Here is a 22900-nt window from a genome sequence, read left to right on the forward strand (position 1 = left end):
TTCAAAAGTTTTTCATGTCCGCATGTCAGCCCCCTTAAATTCAGCGGTTTCCATGGCCATTCGACACGTTGCGCGTTGCACTGTGGTGGGTTCATGGCGCGTGTGGCAGCCCACGAAAAGCTGGGTGGTGCCGTGCGGCCAGGTCTTCCAGAGCGCCTGCGATCCATCCGCGGCGCGCTCCAGGTAGGTCACCGAGGTGCCGTCCGTGTCCACAAGTTCTGTTTGCGGGTCCGCCTCAACATCGGCGAGGAGTTGCTCGGCCATAGTCTTGGCCGGTAGTTGGTACAGCCTCTCGACGGCGATGTGGAGGCGGAAATTCGGATCATCGCCGGTTGCGCGCCACGTGCCATCGTCGGCCTCAAGCGCGAACCCGGCAGGCAGTTCCACTTGAAGGCCGTCTTGTTCAAGCAGGACGGTCTGCGGTGCTTCTTCGCGTATCGACGACTCCACCGCCACAGACGGCGTTGCCCCCGCCGCAGCTTCAGTAGCCGTCGGTGTCGCAATTGAACTGTCCGTGTTCGCTGCACTGCTGACGCTGCCGGCACTGCCAACGCTGCCTTTCCAGACAACGTTGAAGATGACCACCGCACACACGACTGCGACCACCGCGACGACTGCGGCGATGATCCAGACGCCGATGTTTGACGAGCGGTTGTCCGCAATTGCCGCGAACGTGTCTGTCGGCGGGTCCCGTGGCGGATCCCACGGCGCAGGTGGCGCGGAGGGTGCGTTGAGCGAACGTGGCACGTCTGCCGGATCGGGACCAAGGAGTTCGGTGGTTAAGTCAATGTCGTAGTCCGCCAGGGCGTACTCGAGCTCGCGTAGGCGCGTGTCGTCTGCGGTGATGTGCACGTGTGCCCCGTCTGGGTTCGGCCCCAGCACAGTGCGGATCGTGTTCGCGATTTCACGGCTGCTTGGCGCGTCGAAGCGGTGGACGTCGGCTGCACCGGTGAACACGGTCGACGCATCGGTCGCGGTAATGCGCAGGTCTGTCATTTAGTCCTCCATATTCAGCATCGGCAGTTGGATCATGCCCTTCGGCTCGCCCTGTACGAGCGTTGCGCGCCCTGGTGGCTGCGGTGCCGGTCGGACGCCGAAGAGTGCGCCTTCGTCCTTGGTGCCGTCCAGAATCAGCACGTCTGGGTGAAGGTCTTTCACAGCGGCGAGGAACGGGCCAAACATGGCACGCCCAACACCGCCGAACTTGCGTGCCACCACGATGTGCAAGCCGATGTCACGCGCGTGGGGCAACAAGTCGATGATTGGGCGCAGTGGTTCGTCGCCGACCAGGTCGAGATCGTCGATAAGCAAGTAGAGCTCTGGGCCTGCCCACCAGGACCTGTCTGCCAGTTGGGCGGGCGTGACGTCGCTGCCCGGCAGTCGCGAGGTCAGCGTGGTGGCCAGCGAGCGCACCGCATCGGTGAGCGCACTCGAGGAAGCTGCGTACGCCGCGACCATGTCGCTGTCCGCATGAGCCAGGTGTGCCCGGCGCGGGTCGCAGATCACCATGCGGGCTTGTTCGCGTGGCATCGCTGAAATAGCCGCAATCGTGCTGGCGATGAAGGCGGATTTGCCCGCGCCGCCTGCACCGATGGCCAGGATGTGGCCGGTGGAGTACAGCGGTGCAAGGTCCGCTCCGCCAATGCCGAGTGGGATGCGGGTGCCGTCGATAAGCGGTTGCGCGTCGACTCTTGCTGGCAGCACGCGCAGGCGTGGCACCGGCGTCTGGCTCGCCGCCTGGGCTGCGATGTGTGCGATGTCTTCGGCGCTGGTCAGCGCGACATGCATGACTTTGCCGTCCGGGGTGAGCGCACGTCCCGGCACGGCGGCGAGACGTTCTTGGGCCTTGCGGTCGATCAGCGAATCCATCGGCTCGGTCAGGCGCATCTCGATGCGGGTGCCGATGAGGTCGCGCACATTCGCGCGCACCGCGTTCCACCGCTGTGCAGTAATCAGCAGGTGCACGCCTGCCGCAGGGCCTTCGGAGGCGATTCGTGCCAAAGGATCACGCAGGTCTTCGAGTTTGGAATCGTTGGCCAGCAACGCATGCCAACCATCGACAACGAGCAGTGTCGCGCGCGAGGCAGGCACATCCAGAAGTCCGGTGACCTCGTCGATAACACGACGCGTGCGTTCTTCATCCTTCGCGTTCGCCACACCCGCGACGTGCGGCAGGGACTCGATGTCGCTGTAGTCGCCGCCGCCAGCGTTGATGATGTAAATCGCCACCTCATCGGTTGTGCGACACAGCGCTTGCTTGGCGACGATCGACCGCACCGCCATCGACTTCCCCGTCTGCGGCGCACCAGCAATGGCGGCATGCCCACCGGCACGGGAAAAGTCCACGGCGAAGGGGACTTGGAGTTGGCGATAGGGCTCGTCGACGAGGGCGATGGTGTCGTCGACAAGCGAAGAAAGCGCGAGAGTATCCGGCAACGGTGGCAGCCAGACCTGGTGGGCGCGCATGCTCCGGGTGGCGGCGACGTCGCGGGCTTTCTCCACAACGGCGTCGAACAGGGTTGTCGAATAGTCGGTATCGGTCACGGTTTGCGGAGCGATTTCTATCTCATCGCCGGTAAACACCCGCACTGTCGGGGTGTCGTCGGAGTGCGACAGCACCTGGCGGGTCAGCGGGCCGGAGACGTAAGAACCCCTAAAGCGAGTGAGTTCCATACCTGACTTGAGGTAACCCGAGCCCGGCTCACTGGGCAGTTCATAGGCATCCGGCACGCCGAGGACTTGGCGCGACTCCCCTGCGGAAAACGTCTTCAACCCGATGCGATACGACAAGTGGGAATCGAGCCCGCGCAGCTTTCCTTCCTCGAGCCGCTGCGAGGCGAGCAACAAGTGCACACCAAGTGAGCGGCCCAGGCGGCCCACCGCGACGAAAAGGTCCGCGAAGTGCGGGTGTTGCGAGAGCAATTCTGAAAACTCGTCGACGATGATCACCAGCGACGGCAGTGTGTGCCCGGCGCGGGTGTAGTCGGTGATGTTGGCAAAGTTGCCTGCGGCACGCAGCAGTTCCTGGCGGCGGTTCAACTCGCCGGAGATGGCATCAAACATGCGCTCGACCAGCACGGCCTCGTCTTCAAGGTTGGTGATCACCGCACTGGTGTGGGGCAGGTCCTCGCAGCCGAGGAAGGTTGCGCCGCCCTTGAAGTCCACAAGCACCAAGTTGAGCTCGTCCGGCGAGTGCGTTGCGGCAAGCGCAACAACGATTTCCTTAAGCAGTTCGGACTTACCACTACCGGTAGCTCCGATGCAGAGCCCGTGTGGGCCCATGCCACCGAGCGCTGATTCTTTGAAGTCCAGGTACACCGGCTGCCCATCGGGGGTCGCGCCGATGGGCACGACAAGCTTGTTGCGCATCCCCGGCCACATTGTGGTGGCATCGAGTGCATCCAGGTCCGTAATCCCCAGCATGGCAAGCAGATCGCCCGTGTCTTCACTCGCACCTTCTGGGCGTCGGTAGAACCCGAGGTGGCGAGCGATGAACTCGGCCTGCGCGTCAGTGAACGAGTCCGGAAGGCCGAGTTGCTCCATGCCCTGTTCGGTGACCGCAGCGAGCGTATCGGTGCACACGAGGTGGAAGGCATCCGGGTCCACAAAGTAGTGCTCGTCCGGGTGGACGACAATCACACAGTCGGCGTCGGGGGCGTGGAGGTGCTCCACGGTGGCGTCGATAAGCACCACGCGAAAACGTGCATGTTCCGCGCGAGCGTGCGGCAGCCACTTCGCCCACGCGAATGGCGCGTCGATGCTGACCAACTCGGGCCCATGAAAAAACGCGAGTTGGCACACGATGGAACGCGCCACCTCATGCGCACCGGGACCAGCCAGGGTGACCGCGGGAAATGCATCGAGCTGCACAACAATCGGCATGCCAGGCACGGTGCTTACGGCAGCGACAGTGCGACGAAGACTCACCGCGCACACCGGGTCAAGGTCCTCTGGGCTTCCCGGATCCTCTACATCGACAGGCGTGCACAGCGCACCGCTGCCAGTCCCCAACCGGACGGTCAACGCCAGCGGTGACGCCGCAGTGCGCTCCCAAACCCGCTCCACCGGTGTCGCAGCAACAAGATCTGCCGGAGCCGGGTGCAACCCTGTCGCGTGCGCGCGCTGTTGCGCTGCGTTCGCGCGCGCCTTCCGGGTCAACGCATCCAGGTGGCGCAGGTACACCCGGCGCGTTTCGTTGATATCTCCCTGCCGATCTTGCGGATTGATCATGCCCAACAGTCCGAAAAGCATCATCAGCGGGAAGATCAACATCATTGGGCTCACAGTGCGTCCAGATGTCATCATCAGCGCCATCACCGCACCAACGGCAACCACCATCACAATTGGCAGCAAGATTTTGATCACCGGCTGCGTCTGCGGCTTTTGCGCTGTTGGGACTGGCTCTGCACGCAGTTGTCCTGTTGGCAGTGCCGGCACGTCAGGTGTGCCCGCAGTTGGTGCGAGCACAGCATCGTGGTCTAACCCGAGCATTCGTGGATCCCCCCTTTTCACCCCATGTGGCCACAGTTCCCCCGAACTGTGTTGGGCATAGTGTTGAGCGCAGTGTAGACCATTTGCCCGCCAAAGGGGTACGAAAAGCTGGACTGCAGCGTAACGGTGCGCCATACTGGCCCAAGTTGCGTGGCAAATGGGGGCCACGCGTTGAGACTTCCGGGGGAAGAGTTTTGGTTGCTACTTCGGCGCACCACATTGTGCGCGTAACCGTACGTGTTTCTGTTGCGGCGTTTCACCGCGATATCGATGTCACACTGCCGACATCCTCAACGTTTGCAGAGGTGCTGCCCGAATTGGCGCGTCTTGTGGAACTGCCGCAGATCCACCGCCCGTGGGAAATCTCCACAGCAGGCGGGCGCCCACTCGACATGCACACGCCGTTGTACGCGCTCAAGCTTCACGACGGCGCCGTGATCGCCCTGCGCCCCAAAGAACCCATCGCACCTCCCGTGGTACGCGACGCCGCCGACGCCCTCGCGCACGCAGGCCGCAATGCCCGCAGCGTGCGCGGCCTCGACGCCGCCGCAACCCTCGTAGGGTTAGCGTGCATTGCGTTGCTGCTCAGCATGTTTACCCCACCTCCCGCGACCTTCGCCGTCACCGGGTTATGCGCGCTCACCCTCGCTGCTGTTGCGAAATCGCACGCCGTGTTTGCTGCAGCGCCGTTGTGCCTCGGCTGGGCCGCCGCCACATGGGTCATCGGTGGCACAGAACCGAACCTACACAGCACAGACGTTGCTCTTGGCGCCCTCGCAGGCGTCGTCACAGCCTTCATCACCGTCGGCATTGGAGTGGCTCTGCGCCTTGCAGGCCCTGCATTGGTGGCGTTTGCTGTCACGGTTGGTGTGCTCAGCGGCATCGGCACGTTAGGCACCTGGCTGCCCGCCGCAAACGCGCCTGCCGCATTATCCGCCCTCACCGGCCTGTTTACGGTTGCCGCCACACCCGGCATCGCCACCCGTGCTGCAGGCCTTGCCGTGGCGCACGTGCCCACCGCCGGCGAAGAATTCGATCGCGCCGACGAATACCAACCAGACGTCGACGCACGCAGCCGAGTCGCCACCACCATCGCCAGCGCAGTCACCGCCGGAATTGCCACAGTGAGCATCCCTGCGCTCCTCCAGATCGGCAGCAGCGGCGGTGCATGGAACTTCGTGTTCTGCACCTGCATCGCCGGCGCACTCGTCGTCTACGCATCGCGCCACCACTGGGCTGCAACCCGCATTGCGCTGATGGCGATAGCACTCGCGGCAGTCATTGCTTCCGCCATCAGCATCGTGCGTATCGACGACCCGCATCCCGCCCTCATCACCATCGCCGTCCTCACCGCACTGGCTGCTACAACCACCGTGCTGTGGGCCCGGCGCGTACCCGACCTAGAACCGACAACCGTTGTCTGGTTCGAACGTGCCGAAATCGCCGCCCTCATCGCCGTCATCCCACTCGCGGTACACCTCACCGGGGTCTTCGACCTGATTCGAGGGCTGTAACAATGCGCACACGTTCCCTGCCCGCTTCCGCACTGTTGCCACTGATGCTCGCCATGCCTGTACTTTGCGCACCTGCAGCACTCGCGCCGGGCTCGCTTACCTACGCCTCCGCCCAAGACATCGCCTGCGCCGTGCCTTCGGCAGCACAACCACCAGGTGAGACACCTGCGGAGCTCCACGAGCTCCGTCGCTTCGCCACCGGAGCCGGCGTGCGCGTCGCCGTCATCGACACTGGCGTCGCTCCACACCCGGAACTTAATCACCTGCGCCCCGGAGCCGACTTTGTCGGCGACAACGCGCTTGCGGACTGCGACAGCCACGGCACCGTCGTCGCCGGCGTCATCGCTGGGCGCACGCTCGGCATCGCACCAGATGCGGAGATCCTGGCGGTGCGTCAAACGTCAGCCCATTACCGCGGTGGCCGCGGCCAATCTGTCGCGGGGGACCTTGAGACGCTCGCTTCTGCAATCAACAACGCGCTCGACGAAGGTGCGCGCGTGCTCAACGTCTCTGTCGTGTCCTGTGTGGACCCGGGGCTTGCCTCACGCATTGATCTCAATGGACTGCGCGGCGCGTTGCACCGTGCCGAGGCCGACGGCGCAGTCGTCGTCGCCGCATCCGGCAACACCAGCGCCGATTGTGAACCAGGCTTTAGCGTGATCCCAGCTCTGTTTCCCACGGTGCTTGCTGTGGGGGCTCGCGAGGACACCCACACGCTCGCGTCATACTCCTTGCCAGCGGAAATCTCCGCAGCCGGTCTTGTCCCACACGCGCTCGCATCCAGCGGCAACGGCTGGGCCGACGGCACGCTCACCCGTGACGGGTCACGCCCCTACGTTGGAACCAGCTTCGCCGCACCGGTAGTCAGTGGTGCGGCCGCGTTGCTCATGCAGCGCTACCCCGGCATCACGCCGGACCACGTGCGCACGCTCATCACCGCCGCAGCACAACACGGCGGCGGCGCAATCACCCCGCACAACGTGATCAGCCAACTCACGCCGGACGACATCGCGCCCCGAGACACCGTCACCGTGGCCCCAACAGAGCGCACCGCCTCCTTGGCCGCGAAACGGTTCAGCAGTGTCGGCCTCGGCGCAGTTGTGTTCGCTCTGCTGGGTGTCCTTGTACTGTGTGCTGTTAGTACGTGGCGGTCAAAGCCGCAGCCCGGGTCAGCTCCTCACCCTCCGGCAAGAGGCTGACAATCTCCCAAGGCACGCGCTCGACATGCACCGCACCCACCGTGGCAAGTGTTTCCGCATCGGGTGCACGGTGGCGCAACCCGTTGCTCGCCACGACGTGGAAGCCATGTCCGGAATCCACACCGATCGAGCCATCCGCAAGCCCCACAAAGTGTGTCGCCACCGACGTCCCAGACAACGCAATCGCCGAAGTATCACCGGATCGCACTGCACCGTACCGTGCTGCACCAGGGTGTTCTGTACCGTCGTGTTTTGTACCGTCGTGTTTTGTACCGTCGTGTTCTGTACCGGACTGCACCGCGCCACCACGGTCCTGGTCCACGCATACCGTCTGCTGCACCGGGTCAACCCACTGCGGGCGACGCTCTGGAATCGTCAGCCCTAAGTCCCCGTCCTGATACGTGGCTAACTGTTCGCGGCCGATGCTGCGTTGCTTCGCGCCAGCATCCAACAGCACTGCCTGCTGCACCTCACTGAGCGGCTCGATTCTCCCGTTGAACAGCGCCCACGCACCGCTCTCAGCGACCAATACTTCTGGCAGCCGGTCGGGCGCAGGTACTGATACCGGTGGCAATTCCTTCAGCGCCGTCATCACCTGCAACGGTGGCTCCCACATCGGAGTGGTGTGCCCGACCCCCAACGCACGGCGCACAATACGCCCCTGCGGGGACGCCGCATCAGGCAGCAACTGTCTGCCCTCACCAGTCACCAGCCATTGGCGGGTGCCGTCGGTGGCCAGCACGGTATCGTCGCCAAGCAAAGGCTCCGGACGCTGCCCCGCAACCACCGTCACACGGCCCGGCACCGCACACACCGACCATGCAGCATCAACCGCACCCTCCGGCGCAAACATCGCCGGCGCAGCCACAATACCCACCGGAACGCCACGTGGCATCGCCGCCAAATGCTCATCACCCACCCGCGACGGATCAGCCGCCGCACCAGCAATCAAGCGTGCAGAAGAAAGATTGGTCACCGGATGAACAGTGTCATCAACACGCACATACAGCGTGCCGTCCGACGCCCGCAGAATCGGGGCATCCCCCGGATCTGCATTCGGACGCATCCACGCAAACAACCCCATCACCCCGGCGATCATCACCACCGCAGCAACACCAAACACCGTGGCGCGATGGCGCGCCGACAACGGGTCATGAATCATCCGGATATCCCCGAACAACAACCCATGCTCCATACGACGGCGCATGAACTGGTGGCCCGAAACCTGGGCACGTGTAGTAGGCAAAAGTTTCGCCATAATTCCCCCTCCCCCGAGTAAGTACTCAACAGGCTACAGCCTTAGCACCCCGCGCGCATCTACCAGGCGGCTACACCGGCATCTTCAAGCTCGAATAGCTCATCCGAGCCGTGGTCCTGTCCGTCTTTGCGCATCGCCCGCAACTGGGCGGTGGAGAACTCGCTGTTGACCGCAAACACCGACGTCGTGCCCTTGCGATACACCGGCGTCACCCCGTTTGACGCCCAGAACGCCCGCAGCATCGGATACTGCGGTTTCTGGTCCGCCCAAAACGACCCCGGGCTGAGCACAAAGAACCGTACGTTCAAGTCCTTCAGCGCCTGCTCCACCACTTCGCCGTTGTCTTCTCCGATGAAGTCCGCGTGCTGGAAAATTGTGTCGTGCGCTGAGCCAATCCCGCCGGTCGGCCATAGGTAGTGCCGGGAAACCGACGGCAACCCGTTGTAGGCATACATCCACGAATATCCATCCGCAGGATCACCCATGATCGTGCCTTCCCACGCTGCGTCCTGGGTCGCCAACCAGTCAAACACCTGGAGGTCATCCGCGCTTACCATCCGTCCGCTTTGGCGCGGGGTAGCAAACGCGTCCTGTGCACCAGCCTCAGTGTGGTTGCGTACCTGTGGCACCGCCGCAGACCCGGCGATCACCGCCACCGCGATCGACGCCAGCACCGTGGCTCGCTGCCCCGTACCGGTTCGTGCTGCGAGTGGAGCGAAGGTGACAAGGCGGATAATCACAGCAATGCCGATGGCGGCCGCTGCCCACACGCACATCACCACCGGCATGATCAGCCGGTGCCCCGTGCTGTAGTGCAGGTTGCCCACCATGGCCAGTACATCGCCCCACGCGTTATCGAATGGTGTGAGCGCATTTGCGGTCACCGCAAGCGAAACCACATACAACAGCACAGGCCACACCTGGCCGCGCCACAGCACCAACGCCAGCGCGCCTGCACCGGCGAGCCACAGCATCACCGTCGGGTCGAAGTCCGGGAAAAACTGAGAGACGTGCCGGGTGTCCATCCGAAACGCACTCCCCCACGCGCCGCCGCGGCCCAGTTTCTCCTGCGGCGCCCACGAGGCAACCTCACTCGCCTGGTCCGACCCCGCCAGCACTTGGGGCAAAAACACAAGCGTTGCCGCGGCTGCCGGGAGTGCCATCCACACCGTATCGCTACGACGCGAGCGCACCGGGCGAACCAGCAGCGACGTCGCCCACGCAAAGATGACGCCGAGTACCACCACGGTCACCGCAGCCGGGTGTGTGCACAACACGCCAAGGAACCCGATCGCAGCAGGCAGCGCACCCGCATGCCGTGCCGGAACTTCAAGGAACTGCCAAACCACGATGCCGGTCAGGGTCATCGCAAACAGGTACGGCCACATCCCCACGTAGTCGGGCACCCACAGCAGCTGCGGGGCCGCGTACGCCATGATCGCGGCAAACGCGGCGGCAATCTGCGCGGTGAGCCCAGTCGAGCGCATAAACGCGAACACCAGACACACCATGGTCAGCGGCAGTGCCACCGCTGGCAGCACCGTCGACGCGATGTTGACCGCCCGAATCGGCTCAAGACCAGCAGCCTCCGCAAAGAGAGCAACACCCGCGTGGAATCCCGATGGGTAGAACAGCCGCGCGTGCGTTTCGAAGTTCTGCAGCTCGCCCATGCGTGTCGACGACGCCACGCCCGTCTCCATCACAAACCGCACCGCATTCGCATGCCACTGCGAATCCCACCCCTGGACGATGTTGTCCGCACCGTTGGGCATCTGAGCCAACCACGACAGCCGGTCCGTAACTGCCATCCACGCCGCGACCGCTACCCCGACAAACGGAATGCCCCAGTGCGTCCACTCCACCTTGCCGGGAAAAAGCGCACGGTGCCACGGCACATCACCACCGCGGCGGGCCTTGCGTGCAAACGCATAGCGCCACCCGCCAGCCACCGCGAGGGCAAGCACCATGCTCACCCCGAACGTCCACAGGTTAAACGGCGCACTAGTCACGCCCCACATCCACGACGACACTCCGATAACACCGAAGGTCACCGGCAGCGCCGTGGTCACCGCTGCAGGAACTCGGAGGCCTGCAACCCACGCCACCAGGAATCCGGGAAGCAGGAAAAACACAACTGCAAACCATGCTGCGGCTGCTGTGGTCATCGCACCTCCCAGATTGTCAGTAACCCAAGCATGCTACATCTCGCGACGCGCGCGGGTAGCTTCGGCGCGGGCAGCTAACTCAGAATCAGCGGGATACTCGACGCCGACCAACGTCAGGCCACGAGCGGGAGCGAGTGGGACTTCGGGCGCGCGTTCGTCGCGAAGCAAGAGCTCCTTTGGCCAGTCACTCCCCCGGCGGCCCTCCCCGACGGTTAAACACGTCGCGGTCAGCGCGCGAACCATATTCCAGCAAAACGCATCCGCAACAATGCGCGCTTCGTACACGGTGTCCTCGACCTGCGACCACTCGAAAGAATGCACGTCGCGGATCGTGGTGGCATGCTCCTTCGGGCGGCAAAACGCCGCAAAGTTGTTCAAGCCCACAAGCGCATCGGCACACGCCTGTGTCGTCTCAAGGTTGATAGGTTTTGGCCACACCGCCGTATCGCGCGCCCGTGTTGGCAACGCACCTGCCGGATGCGTAGTCACCCGATATACGTAGGTGCGGGCCAACGCCGAGAAACGCGCGTCAAACCCCTCTGGCGCTTCCTCGACATTAAATACGCGGACGTCTTCCGGGAGCAGTTTTGCTAATCGACGAACCAACCGTCCCGGGTCCCCCTCAATCGAACGCTGATCAAGGCTGCTGCGAGGAATATCCACATGGGCGGTCTGTCCCGAGGCATGGACTCCTGCGTCGGTGCGTCCAGCGACGGTAAGGGAGACGCTACTACGCAGCACCAGGCTCAACGCCTCTTCGATGGTCTGTTGGACTGTGCGGATGCCGCTTTTCTGGCGCGCCCAACCGTGAAAATCGGTGCCATCGTAGGCGATATCCAATCGCAGCCGCATCGTCTCATCCATGGCGATCAATCTTAACTGGGCAATACAAAACGCCCAGCTACACGGGGTAGCTGGGCGTTACGCGAGGAAGGAAGTAAGTTTACTTCTCTTCCTCAGCAGCGGTCTCCTCTGCCGGAGCCTCGGTGGTCTCCTCTGCCGGAGCCTCCTCAGCCTTGGCCTCCTCGGCCTGGCGGGATGCAGCTGCACGTGCAGCGCGGGTTGCCTCGGTGGTAACGGTCTCCTCGAGCACCAGGGAAATCTGGGTCATCGGAGCGTTGTCACCGGAGCGGTTCGGGAGCTTGATGGAGCGGGTGTAGCCGCCCTCACGGTTCTCGAACTTCGGCGCGAGCTCGTTGAACAGGTAGTTAACAACCTGCTTGTTCGGCAGCTCAGCGAGGACTGCGCGGCGGTCAGCCACAGTGCCCTTCTTCGCCTTGGTGATCAGCTTCTCAGCGTACGGACGCACGGCGCGTGCCTTAGCGTCCGTCGTCTTGATAGCGCCGTTCTCGAAGAGGGACTGCGCCAGGTTGGCCAGAATGTGCTTCTGGTGCGAGGCGGACCCTCCGAGGCGGGCACCCTTCTTGGGGGTAGGCATATTCGAACTCCTCGTATGCGGTTAGTTGAGCGCGTGCTCTGTTGTGTTACTCGGTCTCGTCCGCGCCGTCGTCCACGAAATCGCCAGTTTCGGCGTCGTAGCCTTCGAGCTGGGTCGGGTCGAAATCTTCCGGAGCGTCCTTCAAGGTCAGGCCCAGGTTAGCGAGCTTGATCTTGACCTCGTTGATCGACTTCTGGCCGAAGTTGCGGATGTCCAGCAGGTCGGTCTCGCTGTACTCAGCAAGCTCGCCCACGGTGTGGATCTCCTGACGCTTCAGGCAGTTGTAGGAACGAACAGAGAAGTTCAGGTCCTCGATCGGCGTGGAGTACGCAGCGATGTACTCGGACTCCTGAGCCGACGGGCCGATCTCGATGCCCTCTGCAGCGGTGTTGAGCTCACGAGCCAGGCCGAAGAGCTCCACCAGGGTGGAACCAGCCGACGCGAGCGCGTCACGTGCGGTCATCGAGTTCTTCGTCTCAACGTCGATGATGAGCTTGTCAAAGTCGGTGCGCTGCTCAACACGAGTTGCCTCAACCTTGTAAGCAACACGGGTCACCGGCGAGTAAATCTGGTCGACCGGGATACGGCCGGCCTCTCCACCGGAGTTCGGCATAGCCGGGACGTAGCCACGGCCGCGCTCGACAACAAGCTCCATCTCCAGGCGTGCCTGCTCGTTAAGGGAGGCGATGTGCAGATCCGGGTTGTGGATCTCCACGCCTGCCGGTGGCTCGATGTCACCTGCGGTGACGTCGCCCGGCCCCTCGACTGCAAGCTGCATGACTACCGGCTCGTCAAAGTCGGAAGACAGCACGAGGTCCTTGATGTTGAGGATGATCTCGGAGACATTCTCCTTGACACCGTTGATCGTGGTGAATTCGTGGAGCACACCGTCGATCTTGATGGACGTCACGGCTGCGCCCGGGATGGACGACAGCAGCGTGCGACGCAGGGAGTTGCCCAGGGTGTAACCGAAACCAGGCTCGAGCGGCTCGATGACGAACTTCGAGCGGTTGGTATCGATGTACTCCTCGGTCAATTCAGGACGCTGAGAGATGAGCATGAACTTCTCCTTTGGCTCCCGCTATATGAAGCCGGTAGGGACTGATATGGAAGATTCCGTGCACCGTGGACGGCGCGCGGGGTGAAGCAAACGTGTGAAAGTTTACTTCGAGTAAAGCTCGACGATGAGCTGCTCCTGCAGCGGCACCTCGATCTGAGCGCGCTCGGGCAACTGGTGCACGAGGATGCGCAGGGTGTCCGGAACGACCTGCAGCCAAGCCGGAACGACAGCGTCCAGGAGGTTGTCCTGAGCCTCTTCGAACCACAGCATGTTGCGGGACTTCTCACGGACGTCGATGATGTCGTACTGCGTTACCGCGAACGACGGAACGTCGATGCTCTTGCCGTTGACCGTGAAGTGGCCGTGGGACACGAGCTGACGTGCCTGACGGCGGGTCTTAGCCAGACCAGCACGGTAGACAACGTTGTCCAGACGGGACTCCAGCAGGATGAGCAGGTTGTCGCCGGTCTTGCCCGGACGACGGTTCGCTTCTTCGTAGTAGCGACGGAACTGCTTCTCCATCACGCCGTAGGTGAAGCGAGCCTTCTGCTTCTCCTGCAGCTGGAGCAGGTACTCGGATTCCTTGATGCGAGCGCGACCAGCCTGCCCCGGAGGGTACGGGCGACGCTCGAAGGACATGTCGCCGCCGACGAGGTCGACGCGGAGGCGACGGGACTTACGGGTAGCAGGGCCGGTGTAACGAGCCATGTCTCTTTACCTCTTTTCCTTTCAGCCTTAAACGCGACGACGCTTCGGCGGACGGCAGCCGTTGAACGGCTGAGGCGTCACGTCGGAGATCGAAGACACCTCCAGGCCGGCAGCCTGGAGCGAACGGATAGCGGTCTCGCGGCCGGAGCCCGGACCCTTGACGAAAACGTCGACCTTCTTCATGCCATGGTCCATTGCCTTGCGGGCAGCGTTCTCTGCAGCCATCTGCGCAGCGAACGGCGTGGACTTACGGGAGCCCTTGAAGCCAACGTGGCCGGAGGACGCCCAGGAGATGACGTTGCCCTGCGGGTCCGTGATGGACACGATGGTGTTGTTGAAGGTGGACTTGATGTATGCGTGGCCTGCGGCCACGTTCTTCTTGACGATGCGACGTCCGCGACGTGCACCGGAACGAGTCTGAGTAGCCATAGGTTACTTCTTCTTTCCTGCGATGGTCTTCTTCGGGCCCTTGCGGGTACGCGCATTGGTCTTGGTGCGCTGGCCGCGGACAGGCAGGCCACGACGGTGGCGCATGCCCTGGTAGGAGCCGATTTCGATCTTGCGGCGGATGTCTGCCTGAACCTCGCGGCGCAGGTCGCCCTCGACGGTGTAGGAGGACTCAATCGCGTCACGCAGAGCGGAGAGCTGGTCATCGCTCAGATCGTCCGTGCGCAGGTCCGGAGAAATGCCCGTCTTCTCGAGCAGTTCCTTGGATCGGGTTGCACCGATGCCATAGATGTAGGTGAGAGCGATCTCCATGCGCTTATTGCGCGGGAGATCAACACCAGCTAGACGTGCCATGAGGTACGTACCTTTCGGGTTGTTACGGTGGTTTTCTCCCCACCCGTCCACGTCAACCAACGCTTTATCCGGACCGTGCCGGAGGATGGGTTGGGATTACACGCGGCTCCAGCCACCGTGGCCGGAGGTAAACGACCCACTATGAGCAGGTCTGGGTGAGGAGGCTGAAATGCTTACTTGTAGCGGTAAGTGATACGCCCGCGTTCCAGGTCGTAGGGAGAGAGCTCCACCACGACACGGTCCTCAGGGAGGATGCGGATGTAGTGCTGGCGCATCTTGCCACTGATGTGGGCGAGAACCTCGTGCCCATTGTCGAGTTCGACACGGAACATGGCGTTCTTCAGGGGCTCGACGATGCGGCCCTCAACCTCGATTGCGCCTTCTTTTGCCATACACTCCACTTCCTACACTGCCCGCAAATGTGCAGGCAGAAACGTTTTCTTACCGTGACAGTCGGTACCTGCCAACACTTCGTGGCAGCACCGCTGGACTACTTTATCCGCTCACCTGCGAAAACGCAAAAGGCCCCAGCATTTCGCCGGGGCCAATATGCAACAAAGATGTCTAGTAGACGTAGACCTTGTCACCGATCTGCAGATCACTGAAGTAGCGCTGTGCATCACCGCGGTACATGCGGATGCAGCCGTGGGACAGGATGCTCGGGTCCCCTTCGTGGAACGCGATGCCGTTGTAGGTGAAGTACGTGGCGTACGGCATCGGTGCGTTGCCGAACTCCCAGGAGATCTCGTCCTTGACCTTACGGTTGACGTAGAAGGTACCGCGCGGCGTCTCGTAGCCCGGTCGGCCCGGACCAATCAGGCCCGACTGGTAGTACATGACACCGTTGTTCTGCAGCCAGGAACGACGACCATCAATGTCAATGCAGGCCTTGGCATCGGCCGGGCACGGACCGTAGTCAAAGCCAGCACGCGGGTTCGGAGCCGGCGCCGGAGCAGGAGCTGGTGCCGGAGCGGGAGCCGGCTTCGGTGCAGGCTTCGGCTTCGGAGTCTTCTCGGCGATGAGTCCGGGGAAGAAAACCTCCACAATCTCGTCGATACGCTGCTTCGCCTTCGCCGGCAGATCCGGGCTGATATTCGCCAACCCGTCTGCCTGCAAGCGCAGGTTGTTGCGAAGATCCCAAGCTGCATCCCGTGCAGACTTATCCAGGTTTGCAAACGCGGTGTTTGCCGACGAGGACAGCGCATCAAGGCTGGAGGTTGCAACCGGATTCGGGGCCGGAGCAGGCGCTGCCTGCGCAGTCACAGGTGCGGCGAGCGTAGCGACGACACCAAAACCGGCGGCAAACGTAATTGCACGTCGCTTCAACGGCGACTGCTTTGCATGGCGAGGACGGTAAGACATGCCGGAAGTATAACCGTATAGCTATGAATCACGCATCGACGCGCCAGCCGTTTATACGCGCGGAGTAAGAATTCGTGGTCCCTGAGCGGTCGCTGCCACGGTGTGTTCCCAGTGTGCTGCCGGTGAACCATCGAGGGTGGTAACCGTCCATTCGTCGTCAAGTACGCGTGTGTCGTAGCCACCACCCAGGATCAACATCGGCTCGATCGCCAACACCGAACCTTCCTGAATCACAGGACCCCGATTCGGCTTGCCCTCATTAGCCAGGTACGGGTCTTCGTGCATCGTGCGGCCAATGCCGTGCCCGCCGTAGCCATCCACAATGCCGAGCTCAACGCCGAAACTCTCCTCGGCGGCGTAGGTTGCCAACTCCAACGCGTGAGACACGTCAGTGAGCTTGTTGCCCGGAACCATGGCTTTCAGGCCTTCTGCGAGCACCCACTCGGTTGCGCGGTTGAGCGCGTCCACATCCGGTGCAAGTTCACCGATACCGAACGACCAGGCACTGTCCCCTACCCAACCGTTAAACGTCGCGCCGCAGTCGATGGAAACCAGGTCCCCTTCATTGAGCACCACGTCGGCGGATGGAATGCCATGGACCACCACATCGTTGACCGACGCACAAATCGACCCAGTAAAACCGTGGTATCCGAGGAAGGTCGGCACCGCGCCATGGTCGCGAATGACGGTTTCCGCCACCTTGTCAAGGTCAAGCGTGCTGACACCCGGCTTTGCCGCAGCACGGACCTCCTGCAGCGCGACACCGACAATGCGGCCGGCTGCCTCCATCGCATCGAGTTCGTCGGGGGTTTTGGCGGCAATCTTGCGTTTGCGGAATGCCATAGCGGGGTGCTCCTTTGTGGTGGTCGTCGATAAGCAAAAGCGAAAGGCCGGTGCGAACACCGGCCTTGAGCGTATTCGGGCTACTTGCCCAGCTGCGCCATGGCGCGCTGGTTGATCTCGTCGACGTCGCCCACAGCGTCGATAGAAATGATCTCCTCACCGTAGTGATCGATCAGCGGTGCGGTCTCATCGCGGTACACGGCGAGACGGGTGCGGATGGTCTCCTCGTTGTCGTCTGCACGACCACGGGCGAGCATGCGCTCCACGACAACGTCCTCATCAACAACGAAGTTGAGCACGCCGTCGAGCTTCTCGCCCTTCTTCGCCAGTAGGTCGGTCAGGATCTCAGCCTGCTCCACCGTGCGCGGGAAGCCGTCCAGCAGGAAGCCGTCCTTCGCGTCGTCCTGGTTCAGGCGATCCTCAACCATGCGTGCGGTGACATCGGTCGGCACAAGCTTGCCGGCGTCGATGTAGCTCTTTGCCTCAACACCGAGCGGGGTGCCCTCGCCAATGTTGGCGCGGAACAGATCACCGGTGGAGATGTGCGGAACACCGAGCTTTTCGGAAAGGATAGCGGCTTGGGTGCCCTTGCCGGCACCGGGAGGGCCAAGGAGAACGAGACGCATTATCGCAGAAGTCCTTCGTAGTTGGATTGCAGAAGCTGGGATTCAATTTGCTTAACCGTGGTCAAAGCCACGGAAACCATAATCAGGATGGCCGTACCGCCAAACGCGCTCATACCCATCCGGCCGGAGCCGGTGATACCGGCGTCCATTGCCAGGTTCGGCAGCACTGCGATCAGCGCGAGGTAAATCGCGCCGACGAACAGCAGGCGGTTCATGACGAACGCGAGGTATTCAGCAGTCGGACGGCCCGGACGGATACCCGGGATAAAGCCACCGTACTTCTTCATGTTCTCTGCCTGATCGACCGGGTCGTACTGGATCGACACATAGAAGTAGGAGAAGAAGATGATCATCACGACGTAGGTGAGGATGTACTGCCACGAACCCGGGTTCTGCAGCCATGCCATCACGTGGTTCATCCACCAGTTGTCCGGCGGAGTCGGGTTATTCATGGTCACGATCTGTGTGATCAGAACCGGCACGTACATCAGCGACGAGGCGAAGATGACTGGGATAACGCCAGCCTGGTTGACCTTCAGCGGCAAGTAGGTGGAAGAACCACCGTACTGGCGACGGCCCACCATGCGCTTGGCGTACTGCACCGGGATACGACGCTGGCCCTGCTCAATGAAGACAATGCCGACGACCAGCGCAATAAGCGCAAGGATGACGAGGATCAGCGTCAAGGCACCGGAGTTCTGGAGGATGAACGCACCCTCGGACGGGATCTGGGTTGCGATACCCGCGAAGATGAGCAGGGACATACCGTTGCCCACGCCCTTTTCAGTGATGATCTCGCCGAGCCACATGATGAGCACCGCACCGGAGGTCATCACAAGGATCATCATGATCAAGGTCCAGACATTGCGGTCTTCCACCAGCACCGGCATTCCCTGGCCGAGCAGCTGCTCGCGGTCTGCCAGCGCGACGATACCTGCGGACTGCAGCAACGCCAGCGCGACCGTGAGGTAGCGCGTGTACTGCGTCATCTTCGCCTGGCCGGACTGGCCTTCCTTCTTCAGCTCCTCGAACTTCGGGATCACGACAGTGAGCAGCTGCACGATAATCGACGCCGTAATGTACGGCATGATGCCGATCGCGAAGATCGACAACTGCAGCAGTGCACCACCGGAGAACAGGCCAATGATGGAGAACATCGTGGCACGGTCACCCTGGGCAACCTCTTCGAGTCGCTGGTTGATCAACGCGTAATCAACGCCCGGGGACGGGATCTGGGCACCTACGCGGTACAGAATCATCAGCGCAAGGGTGATCAAGATCTTCTTGCGAAGGTCAGGATCCTTAAACGCCTGAGCAATTGCGGACACATAGCCTCCTGGCTTCCACCTGAACCGCGGCGGAAGGTAGTGGATAGTGCAGCGCCGACTCGTGCATGAAGGCACACAAAACGGGCCGTCGCCGTGTTTGACCCCACTACCCTAGCAGCTGTGCTTAAAAAGTTGATACTCACGGTCGACTTTACCGCTACAGCACAGCGAAAACCCCCACACCGGACAGTGATTGTCCAGTATGGGGGTTATCTCAAGCGCGGAAAGCGTTACGCTTTCGGCTCTTTACGCGTCCTTCGGAGCGCGCTTGGAGAACTCGACGACGGTGGCGGAGCCGCCAGCAGCCTTGAGCTTCTCCTCAGCGGACTTGGAGAACTTGTTTGCGGTGACGTTGAGTGCGACGTTGATGTCGCCCTCTGCCAGCACCTTCACCGGCTGCTTCGGGCGAACGAGGCCCTTAGCGACGATGTCGGCAACTGCAATGTCGCCACCCTGCGGGAATGCTTCCGCGAGGTCCGCGACGTTGACCACCTGGTACTCGACGCGGTTCGGGTTCTTGAAGCCCTTGAGCTTCGGCAGACGCATGTGCAGCGGCATCTGGCCACCCTCGAAAGCAGCGGAAACCTGCTTACGAGCCTTGGTGCCCTTGGTACCGCGGCCAGCGGTCTTGCCCTTGGAGGCCTCACCGCGACCAACGCGGGTCTTGGCCTTGTTGGCGCCCTCTGCCGGGCGCAGATCATGGAGCTTGATGATGTCAGCCATGTTTTATCTACTCCCCTGCAACTTCTTCGACGGTGACGAGGTGACGCACCTTGAGGATCTGGCCGCGGGTAGCAGCGTTGTCCTTCTTCACCACGGACTGACCGATCTTGCGCAGACCGAGAGCCTCGAGGTTCTTGCGGGTCACCGGCTTCTCACCGATCTTGCCGTGGTGCAACGTAATCTTCAGTGCCATTGTTCTTAGGCCTCCTGTCCTGCGCGAGCGCGCAGCATACGTGCCGGGGCAACGTCCTCGACAGCCTTACCGCGCTTCGCTGCGACCTCTTCCGGACGCACGAGCTGCTTCAGGCCGGCAACGGTGGCCTGAACCACGTTGAGGGCGTTGTCGGAACCGAGGGACTTAGCCAGGATGTCCTGGACACCAGCGGCCTCGAGCACCGGACGGACTGCGCCACCGGCGATCACACCGGTACCCGGAGCAGCCGGGCGGAGCATGACGATACCGGCGGCTTCTTCGGCCTGAACCGGGTGAGGAATGGTGCCACCGATCATCGGGACGCGGAAGAAGTTCTTGCGAGCCTCTTCTGCACCCTTCTGAATTGCGGCGGGAACTTCCTTCGCCTTGCCGTAGCCAACGCCGACCATGCCTTCACCGTCGCCGACGACGACGAGAGCGGTGAAGGACATGTTGCGGCCACCCTTAACGGTTTTGGCAACACGGTTGATGGTGATGACGCGCTCGATGTACTTATCGCGCTCGTCGTTCTGGTTGCGACGGTCGTCGCGACGGCCACGGCCGCCGCGGTTACCGCGGTCGTTGTTGTTCTGGTTGTCGGCGGAGCGCCCGCCGTCACGCCGTTCACGTTCGGCCATTACGCGATCCTTCCGTTGATGGTGATGTTTGCCGTGATCATTAGAACTTCAGACCACCTTCACGAGCAGCTTCAGCCAGGGCCGCAACGCGGCCGTGGTACTTGTAGCCACCACGGTCGAAGACGATCTGCTCGATGCCTGCTGCCTTGGCACGCTCAGCGACGAGCTGGCCAACCTTTGCGGCCTTCTCCTTCTTGTCGCCCTCCAGGTTGCGCACGTCTGCCTCGATGGACGACGCAGAAACCAGGGTGTGGCCTGCGAGGTCGTCGATGACCTGGACGTGGATGTGGCGAGACGAGCGGTGCACAACGAGACGCGGGGTCTCCGGGGTGCCACGCAGGGTCTTGCGGATGCGGTAGTGGCGACGTGCGCGGGCCTCGCGGCGGCGGGACGAGATGTCCTTGCCCACCGGGGTGCGCTTGGTGTTCTCTGCAGTATTGCTCATGATTACTTACCCGTCTTTCCGACCTTGCGGCGGACCTGCTCGCCGGCGTAGCGGATGCCCTTACCCTTGTACGGGTCATCCTTACGCAGACGGCGGATGTTTGCCGCAATCTGGCCAACCTGCTGCTTGTCAGTGCCTTCGATGGCGAACTTGGTGTTGCCATCGACGGAGAACGTGACGCCTTCCGGCGCCTCAATCAGGATCGGGTGCGAGTAGCCGAGGGAGAACTCAAGGTCCTTGCCCTTCTGCTGCACGCGGTAACCGACGCCGAAGATCTCCATGTTGATCTTGTAGCCCTCAGTCACGCCGATGATCAGGTTGTTGATCAGCGAGCGGGTCAGGCCGTGCAGCGAACGGCTGTCACGGTGATCGTCCGGACGGGACACCACGACTTCGTTGTCTTCGACGGAAGCGGTGATCGGCTCCGGCATCTCGAGGTCCATGGTGGCCTTCGGGCCCTTGACCTCAACACGCTGGCCGTCGATCTTCACCTCGACGTTGTTCGGGATTGCGATGGGTGCATTACCTACACGCGACATAGTCTTTTCAACCTCCCCTTACCAGACGTAAGCGAGGACTTCCCCGCCTACACCCTTCTCTTGAGCCTGGCGGTCGGTCAGCAGGCCGTGGGACGTGGAGATGATTGCCACGCCCAGGCCACCGAGCACCTGAGGCAGGTCGTTGGACTTGGCGTACACGCGCAGGCCCGGCTTGGACACGCGGCGCAGACCAGCGATGGAAGCCTCGCGGGTCGGGCCGTACTTGAGGTTGAGCGTCAGCGATTTGCCAACCTTCTCGTCCTCAACTTTGTAATCTTCGATGTAGCCTTCCTGCTTCAAGATCTCAGCAATAGCTGCCTTGAGCTTGGAGGACGGCATAGACACGGTGTCGTGCTGCGCAGTTGTTGCGTTGCGCACGCGCGACAGCATGTCCGCAATCGGATCTGTCATGGTCATTGTGGTGACCGTTTCCTTTCTCGTTGCGGTTCCCTAAACCCACCTGACCCTTTTCAAGGTCGCGTTTTCCGCATGGTCTATCGGGGGCTACTCAACGCTGCCCACACTCAGTAGCGTGGGCCGCTCGCCGCCTCCCTTGCACGCGGTCCGCATCTTGGCGAGGGGCCTGCAACAAAGTTGGATGTTCAAATGTTTCTCTCGGCTTGGCACGCCGAAATCTCGGCGCACAAGTCCGATCGACCAAGTTACCTGCTTGTTCACTCAGAACCAAATTGCTTAACGACGACACCTAGCCCCCGACAGCATCTCCCGACACCGAATTCATCAGAACGGCAGCGCCGCCCTGGACTTCACCCGTGTTTGGCCGAGGTCTGAATTCTCTCCCGCGGCGTGTCCGCTGAGGTACGCACCTGGGTCGAACGAGCGGTTGGTTTGGTGCGCGGAGAGCACAAAGCCCTGCTCTTCGGCAAATTTGGAGCGGGCTTGCTCGGCCTTTGCGGCGTCGTCGACAAGCACAAGCGCATATTCGCTATCCACACGTGCTGCGCCCTCTTCTGCTTTCATCAGACGTTTGCCGATGCTTGTCGCGAACCCCTGCATAAACGACCGACGCATCACGACCACCGATTCACCGAAGTTTGTGGCGCGGATCTTTTGTGATTCTGCAAGCATCACCGGCAACAACAGCGCGTAGAGCATGTCCACCCGGTCGAGGTGCCGCTGTAAACCAAAAAGGTCTGCGTCCTTGACGCGCGTGGAGTTATACACCCGCTGCGTAAACCCCGTACAGTGCAACGACCTCGCGATGGAGTGCAGCAGCGTTGCCTGCATATCGGTGTAGGCGCCACGGAACGTGTAGGCGCGGTGGCCTACGTTGTCGCCAGCATCGGGACTTGCAAGATCGCGCTCGTCGTAGCCGTACTGTGCCATCAGCTCGAATGCTCGGGCATAGAACGCGTCACCCTCCGGTGTCCCTTCCCTGTCGTTGGCTTGATTGAGTAGTTTTTGTACTCGTTGTTTGATCTTTTCCTCGGTACGCATCTGACGCACCCACCCCTTCCCCATTGCTGTTTGGATGTGTGCCTGTAGTTATAACGAACTCGCACGACATGTCCGTTTCAGCTTGTGGAATTTGCAATTTCCGCCCTGTGG

The 22900-nt window shown here is 62.0% G+C and carries 24 protein-coding genes; 2 read left to right on the forward strand and 22 right to left on the reverse strand.

Translation table 11 applies throughout. From position 1 onward, the window contains the following. Positions 1–12 precede the first annotated feature (12 nt). Both HMPREF3048_RS02015 and eccCb read right to left on the reverse strand, forming a co-directional pair. Positions 13–996 (reverse strand): type VII secretion-associated protein, encoded by a 984-nt coding sequence (locus HMPREF3048_RS02015; protein ID WP_070771067.1) that lies wholly within the window; start codon positions 994–996, stop codon positions 13–15. Beyond that, complete coding sequence (gene eccCb, locus HMPREF3048_RS02020) at positions 997–4491, reverse strand: type VII secretion protein EccCb (RefSeq protein WP_070771068.1); 3495 nt, start codon at positions 4489–4491, stop codon at positions 997–999. 221 nt (positions 4492–4712) lie between these two features. Between eccCb and eccD the strand changes: the two genes are divergently transcribed. Together eccD and HMPREF3048_RS02030 are read left to right on the forward strand one after the other, a co-directional pair. After that, a complete protein-coding gene (gene eccD / locus HMPREF3048_RS02025; protein WP_168167331.1) occupies positions 4713–6005 on the forward strand; it encodes a type VII secretion integral membrane protein EccD in 1293 nt (430 codons plus the stop codon). 2 nt (positions 6006–6007) lie between these two features. Further along, complete coding sequence (locus HMPREF3048_RS02030; protein WP_141758824.1) at positions 6008–7204, forward strand: S8 family serine peptidase; 1197 nt, start codon at positions 6008–6010, stop codon at positions 7202–7204. Here the strand turns inward: HMPREF3048_RS02030 and eccB are convergent. From eccB to HMPREF3048_RS02130, 20 genes are all read right to left on the reverse strand, one after another. Continuing rightward, the gene (gene eccB / locus HMPREF3048_RS02035) at positions 7143–8462 is read right to left on the reverse strand and encodes a type VII secretion protein EccB (protein ID WP_070771070.1); all 1320 of its coding nucleotides are present in this window, start codon (positions 8460–8462) and stop codon (positions 7143–7145) included. The two genes, HMPREF3048_RS02030 and eccB, sit on opposite strands and share 62 nt — an antisense overlap. Before the next feature lie 59 nt (positions 8463–8521). Then, positions 8522–10627 (reverse strand): DUF6541 family protein, encoded by a 2106-nt coding sequence (locus tag HMPREF3048_RS02040; protein ID WP_070771071.1) that lies wholly within the window; start codon positions 10625–10627, stop codon positions 8522–8524. Between the two features lie 33 nt (positions 10628–10660). Beyond that, positions 10661–11491, reverse strand: a complete 831-nt coding sequence (truA, locus tag HMPREF3048_RS02045; protein ID WP_070771072.1) for a tRNA pseudouridine(38-40) synthase TruA — start codon at positions 11489–11491, stop codon at positions 10661–10663. A 79-nt stretch (positions 11492–11570) separates the two neighbouring features. Further along, on the reverse strand, positions 11571–12065 hold the full coding sequence (gene rplQ, locus HMPREF3048_RS02050; RefSeq protein ID WP_070422747.1) for a 50S ribosomal protein L17: 495 nt from the start codon (positions 12063–12065) through the stop codon (positions 11571–11573). Between the two features lie 46 nt (positions 12066–12111). Beyond that, the gene (locus HMPREF3048_RS02055; protein WP_070422746.1) at positions 12112–13125 is read right to left on the reverse strand and encodes a DNA-directed RNA polymerase subunit alpha; all 1014 of its coding nucleotides are present in this window, start codon (positions 13123–13125) and stop codon (positions 12112–12114) included. A gap of 102 nt (positions 13126–13227) precedes the next feature. Then, positions 13228–13833, reverse strand: coding sequence for a 30S ribosomal protein S4 (gene rpsD / locus HMPREF3048_RS02060; protein ID WP_070422745.1), 606 nt, complete (start codon positions 13831–13833; stop codon positions 13228–13230). A 27-nt stretch (positions 13834–13860) separates the two neighbouring features. Continuing rightward, positions 13861–14262 carry a 30S ribosomal protein S11 gene (gene rpsK / locus HMPREF3048_RS02065; protein WP_070422744.1) on the reverse strand — a complete coding sequence of 134 codons (402 nt, stop codon included), beginning with the start codon at positions 14260–14262 and terminating at the stop codon, positions 13861–13863. Positions 14263–14265: 3 nt separating this feature from the next. Then, positions 14266–14634, reverse strand: coding sequence for a 30S ribosomal protein S13 (rpsM, locus tag HMPREF3048_RS02070; RefSeq protein WP_070422743.1), 369 nt, complete (start codon positions 14632–14634; stop codon positions 14266–14268). A gap of 173 nt (positions 14635–14807) precedes the next feature. Then, entirely contained in the window at positions 14808–15026 is a 219-nt protein-coding gene (gene infA, locus HMPREF3048_RS02075; protein WP_070422742.1) for a translation initiation factor IF-1, read from the reverse strand. A 172-nt stretch (positions 15027–15198) separates the two neighbouring features. Next, complete coding sequence (locus HMPREF3048_RS02080; RefSeq protein WP_070422741.1) at positions 15199–15996, reverse strand: L,D-transpeptidase; 798 nt, start codon at positions 15994–15996, stop codon at positions 15199–15201. 51 nt (positions 15997–16047) lie between these two features. Continuing rightward, complete coding sequence (map, locus tag HMPREF3048_RS02085) at positions 16048–16839, reverse strand: type I methionyl aminopeptidase (RefSeq protein WP_070570614.1); 792 nt, start codon at positions 16837–16839, stop codon at positions 16048–16050. 80 nt (positions 16840–16919) lie between these two features. Then, positions 16920–17465: an adenylate kinase gene (locus HMPREF3048_RS02090; RefSeq protein WP_070422739.1), complete on the reverse strand. Its 546-nt coding sequence runs from the start codon at positions 17463–17465 to the stop codon at positions 16920–16922. Next, entirely contained in the window at positions 17465–18793 is a 1329-nt protein-coding gene (gene secY, locus HMPREF3048_RS02095; RefSeq protein ID WP_070482501.1) for a preprotein translocase subunit SecY, read from the reverse strand. The genes HMPREF3048_RS02090 and secY overlap by 1 nt, the downstream gene beginning before the upstream one ends. Before the next feature lie 246 nt (positions 18794–19039). Then, positions 19040–19516: a 50S ribosomal protein L15 gene (rplO, locus tag HMPREF3048_RS02100; protein WP_070422737.1), complete on the reverse strand. Its 477-nt coding sequence runs from the start codon at positions 19514–19516 to the stop codon at positions 19040–19042. Positions 19517–19523: 7 nt separating this feature from the next. Further along, complete coding sequence (gene rpmD / locus HMPREF3048_RS02105; RefSeq protein WP_034997282.1) at positions 19524–19709, reverse strand: 50S ribosomal protein L30; 186 nt, start codon at positions 19707–19709, stop codon at positions 19524–19526. Between the two features lie 5 nt (positions 19710–19714). Further along, on the reverse strand, positions 19715–20347 hold the full coding sequence (rpsE, locus tag HMPREF3048_RS02110) for a 30S ribosomal protein S5 (RefSeq protein ID WP_070422736.1): 633 nt from the start codon (positions 20345–20347) through the stop codon (positions 19715–19717). A gap of 40 nt (positions 20348–20387) precedes the next feature. Continuing rightward, positions 20388–20792 carry a 50S ribosomal protein L18 gene (gene rplR / locus HMPREF3048_RS02115; protein WP_070422735.1) on the reverse strand — a complete coding sequence of 135 codons (405 nt, stop codon included), beginning with the start codon at positions 20790–20792 and terminating at the stop codon, positions 20388–20390. 2 nt (positions 20793–20794) lie between these two features. After that, entirely contained in the window at positions 20795–21331 is a 537-nt protein-coding gene (gene rplF / locus HMPREF3048_RS02120) for a 50S ribosomal protein L6 (protein ID WP_070422734.1), read from the reverse strand. Positions 21332–21349: 18 nt separating this feature from the next. Further along, a complete protein-coding gene (gene rpsH, locus HMPREF3048_RS02125) occupies positions 21350–21748 on the reverse strand; it encodes a 30S ribosomal protein S8 (protein WP_070422733.1) in 399 nt (132 codons plus the stop codon). Positions 21749–22072: 324 nt separating this feature from the next. After that, positions 22073–22789 (reverse strand): DUF2786 domain-containing protein, encoded by a 717-nt coding sequence (locus HMPREF3048_RS02130; protein WP_101732443.1) that lies wholly within the window; start codon positions 22787–22789, stop codon positions 22073–22075. Positions 22790–22900 lie beyond the last annotated feature (111 nt).

Origin of the sequence: Corynebacterium sp. HMSC075D04, assembly GCF_001815635.1 — a bacterium.
GTDB classification, from domain to species: Bacteria; Actinomycetota; Actinomycetes; order Mycobacteriales; family Mycobacteriaceae; genus Corynebacterium; species Corynebacterium coyleae.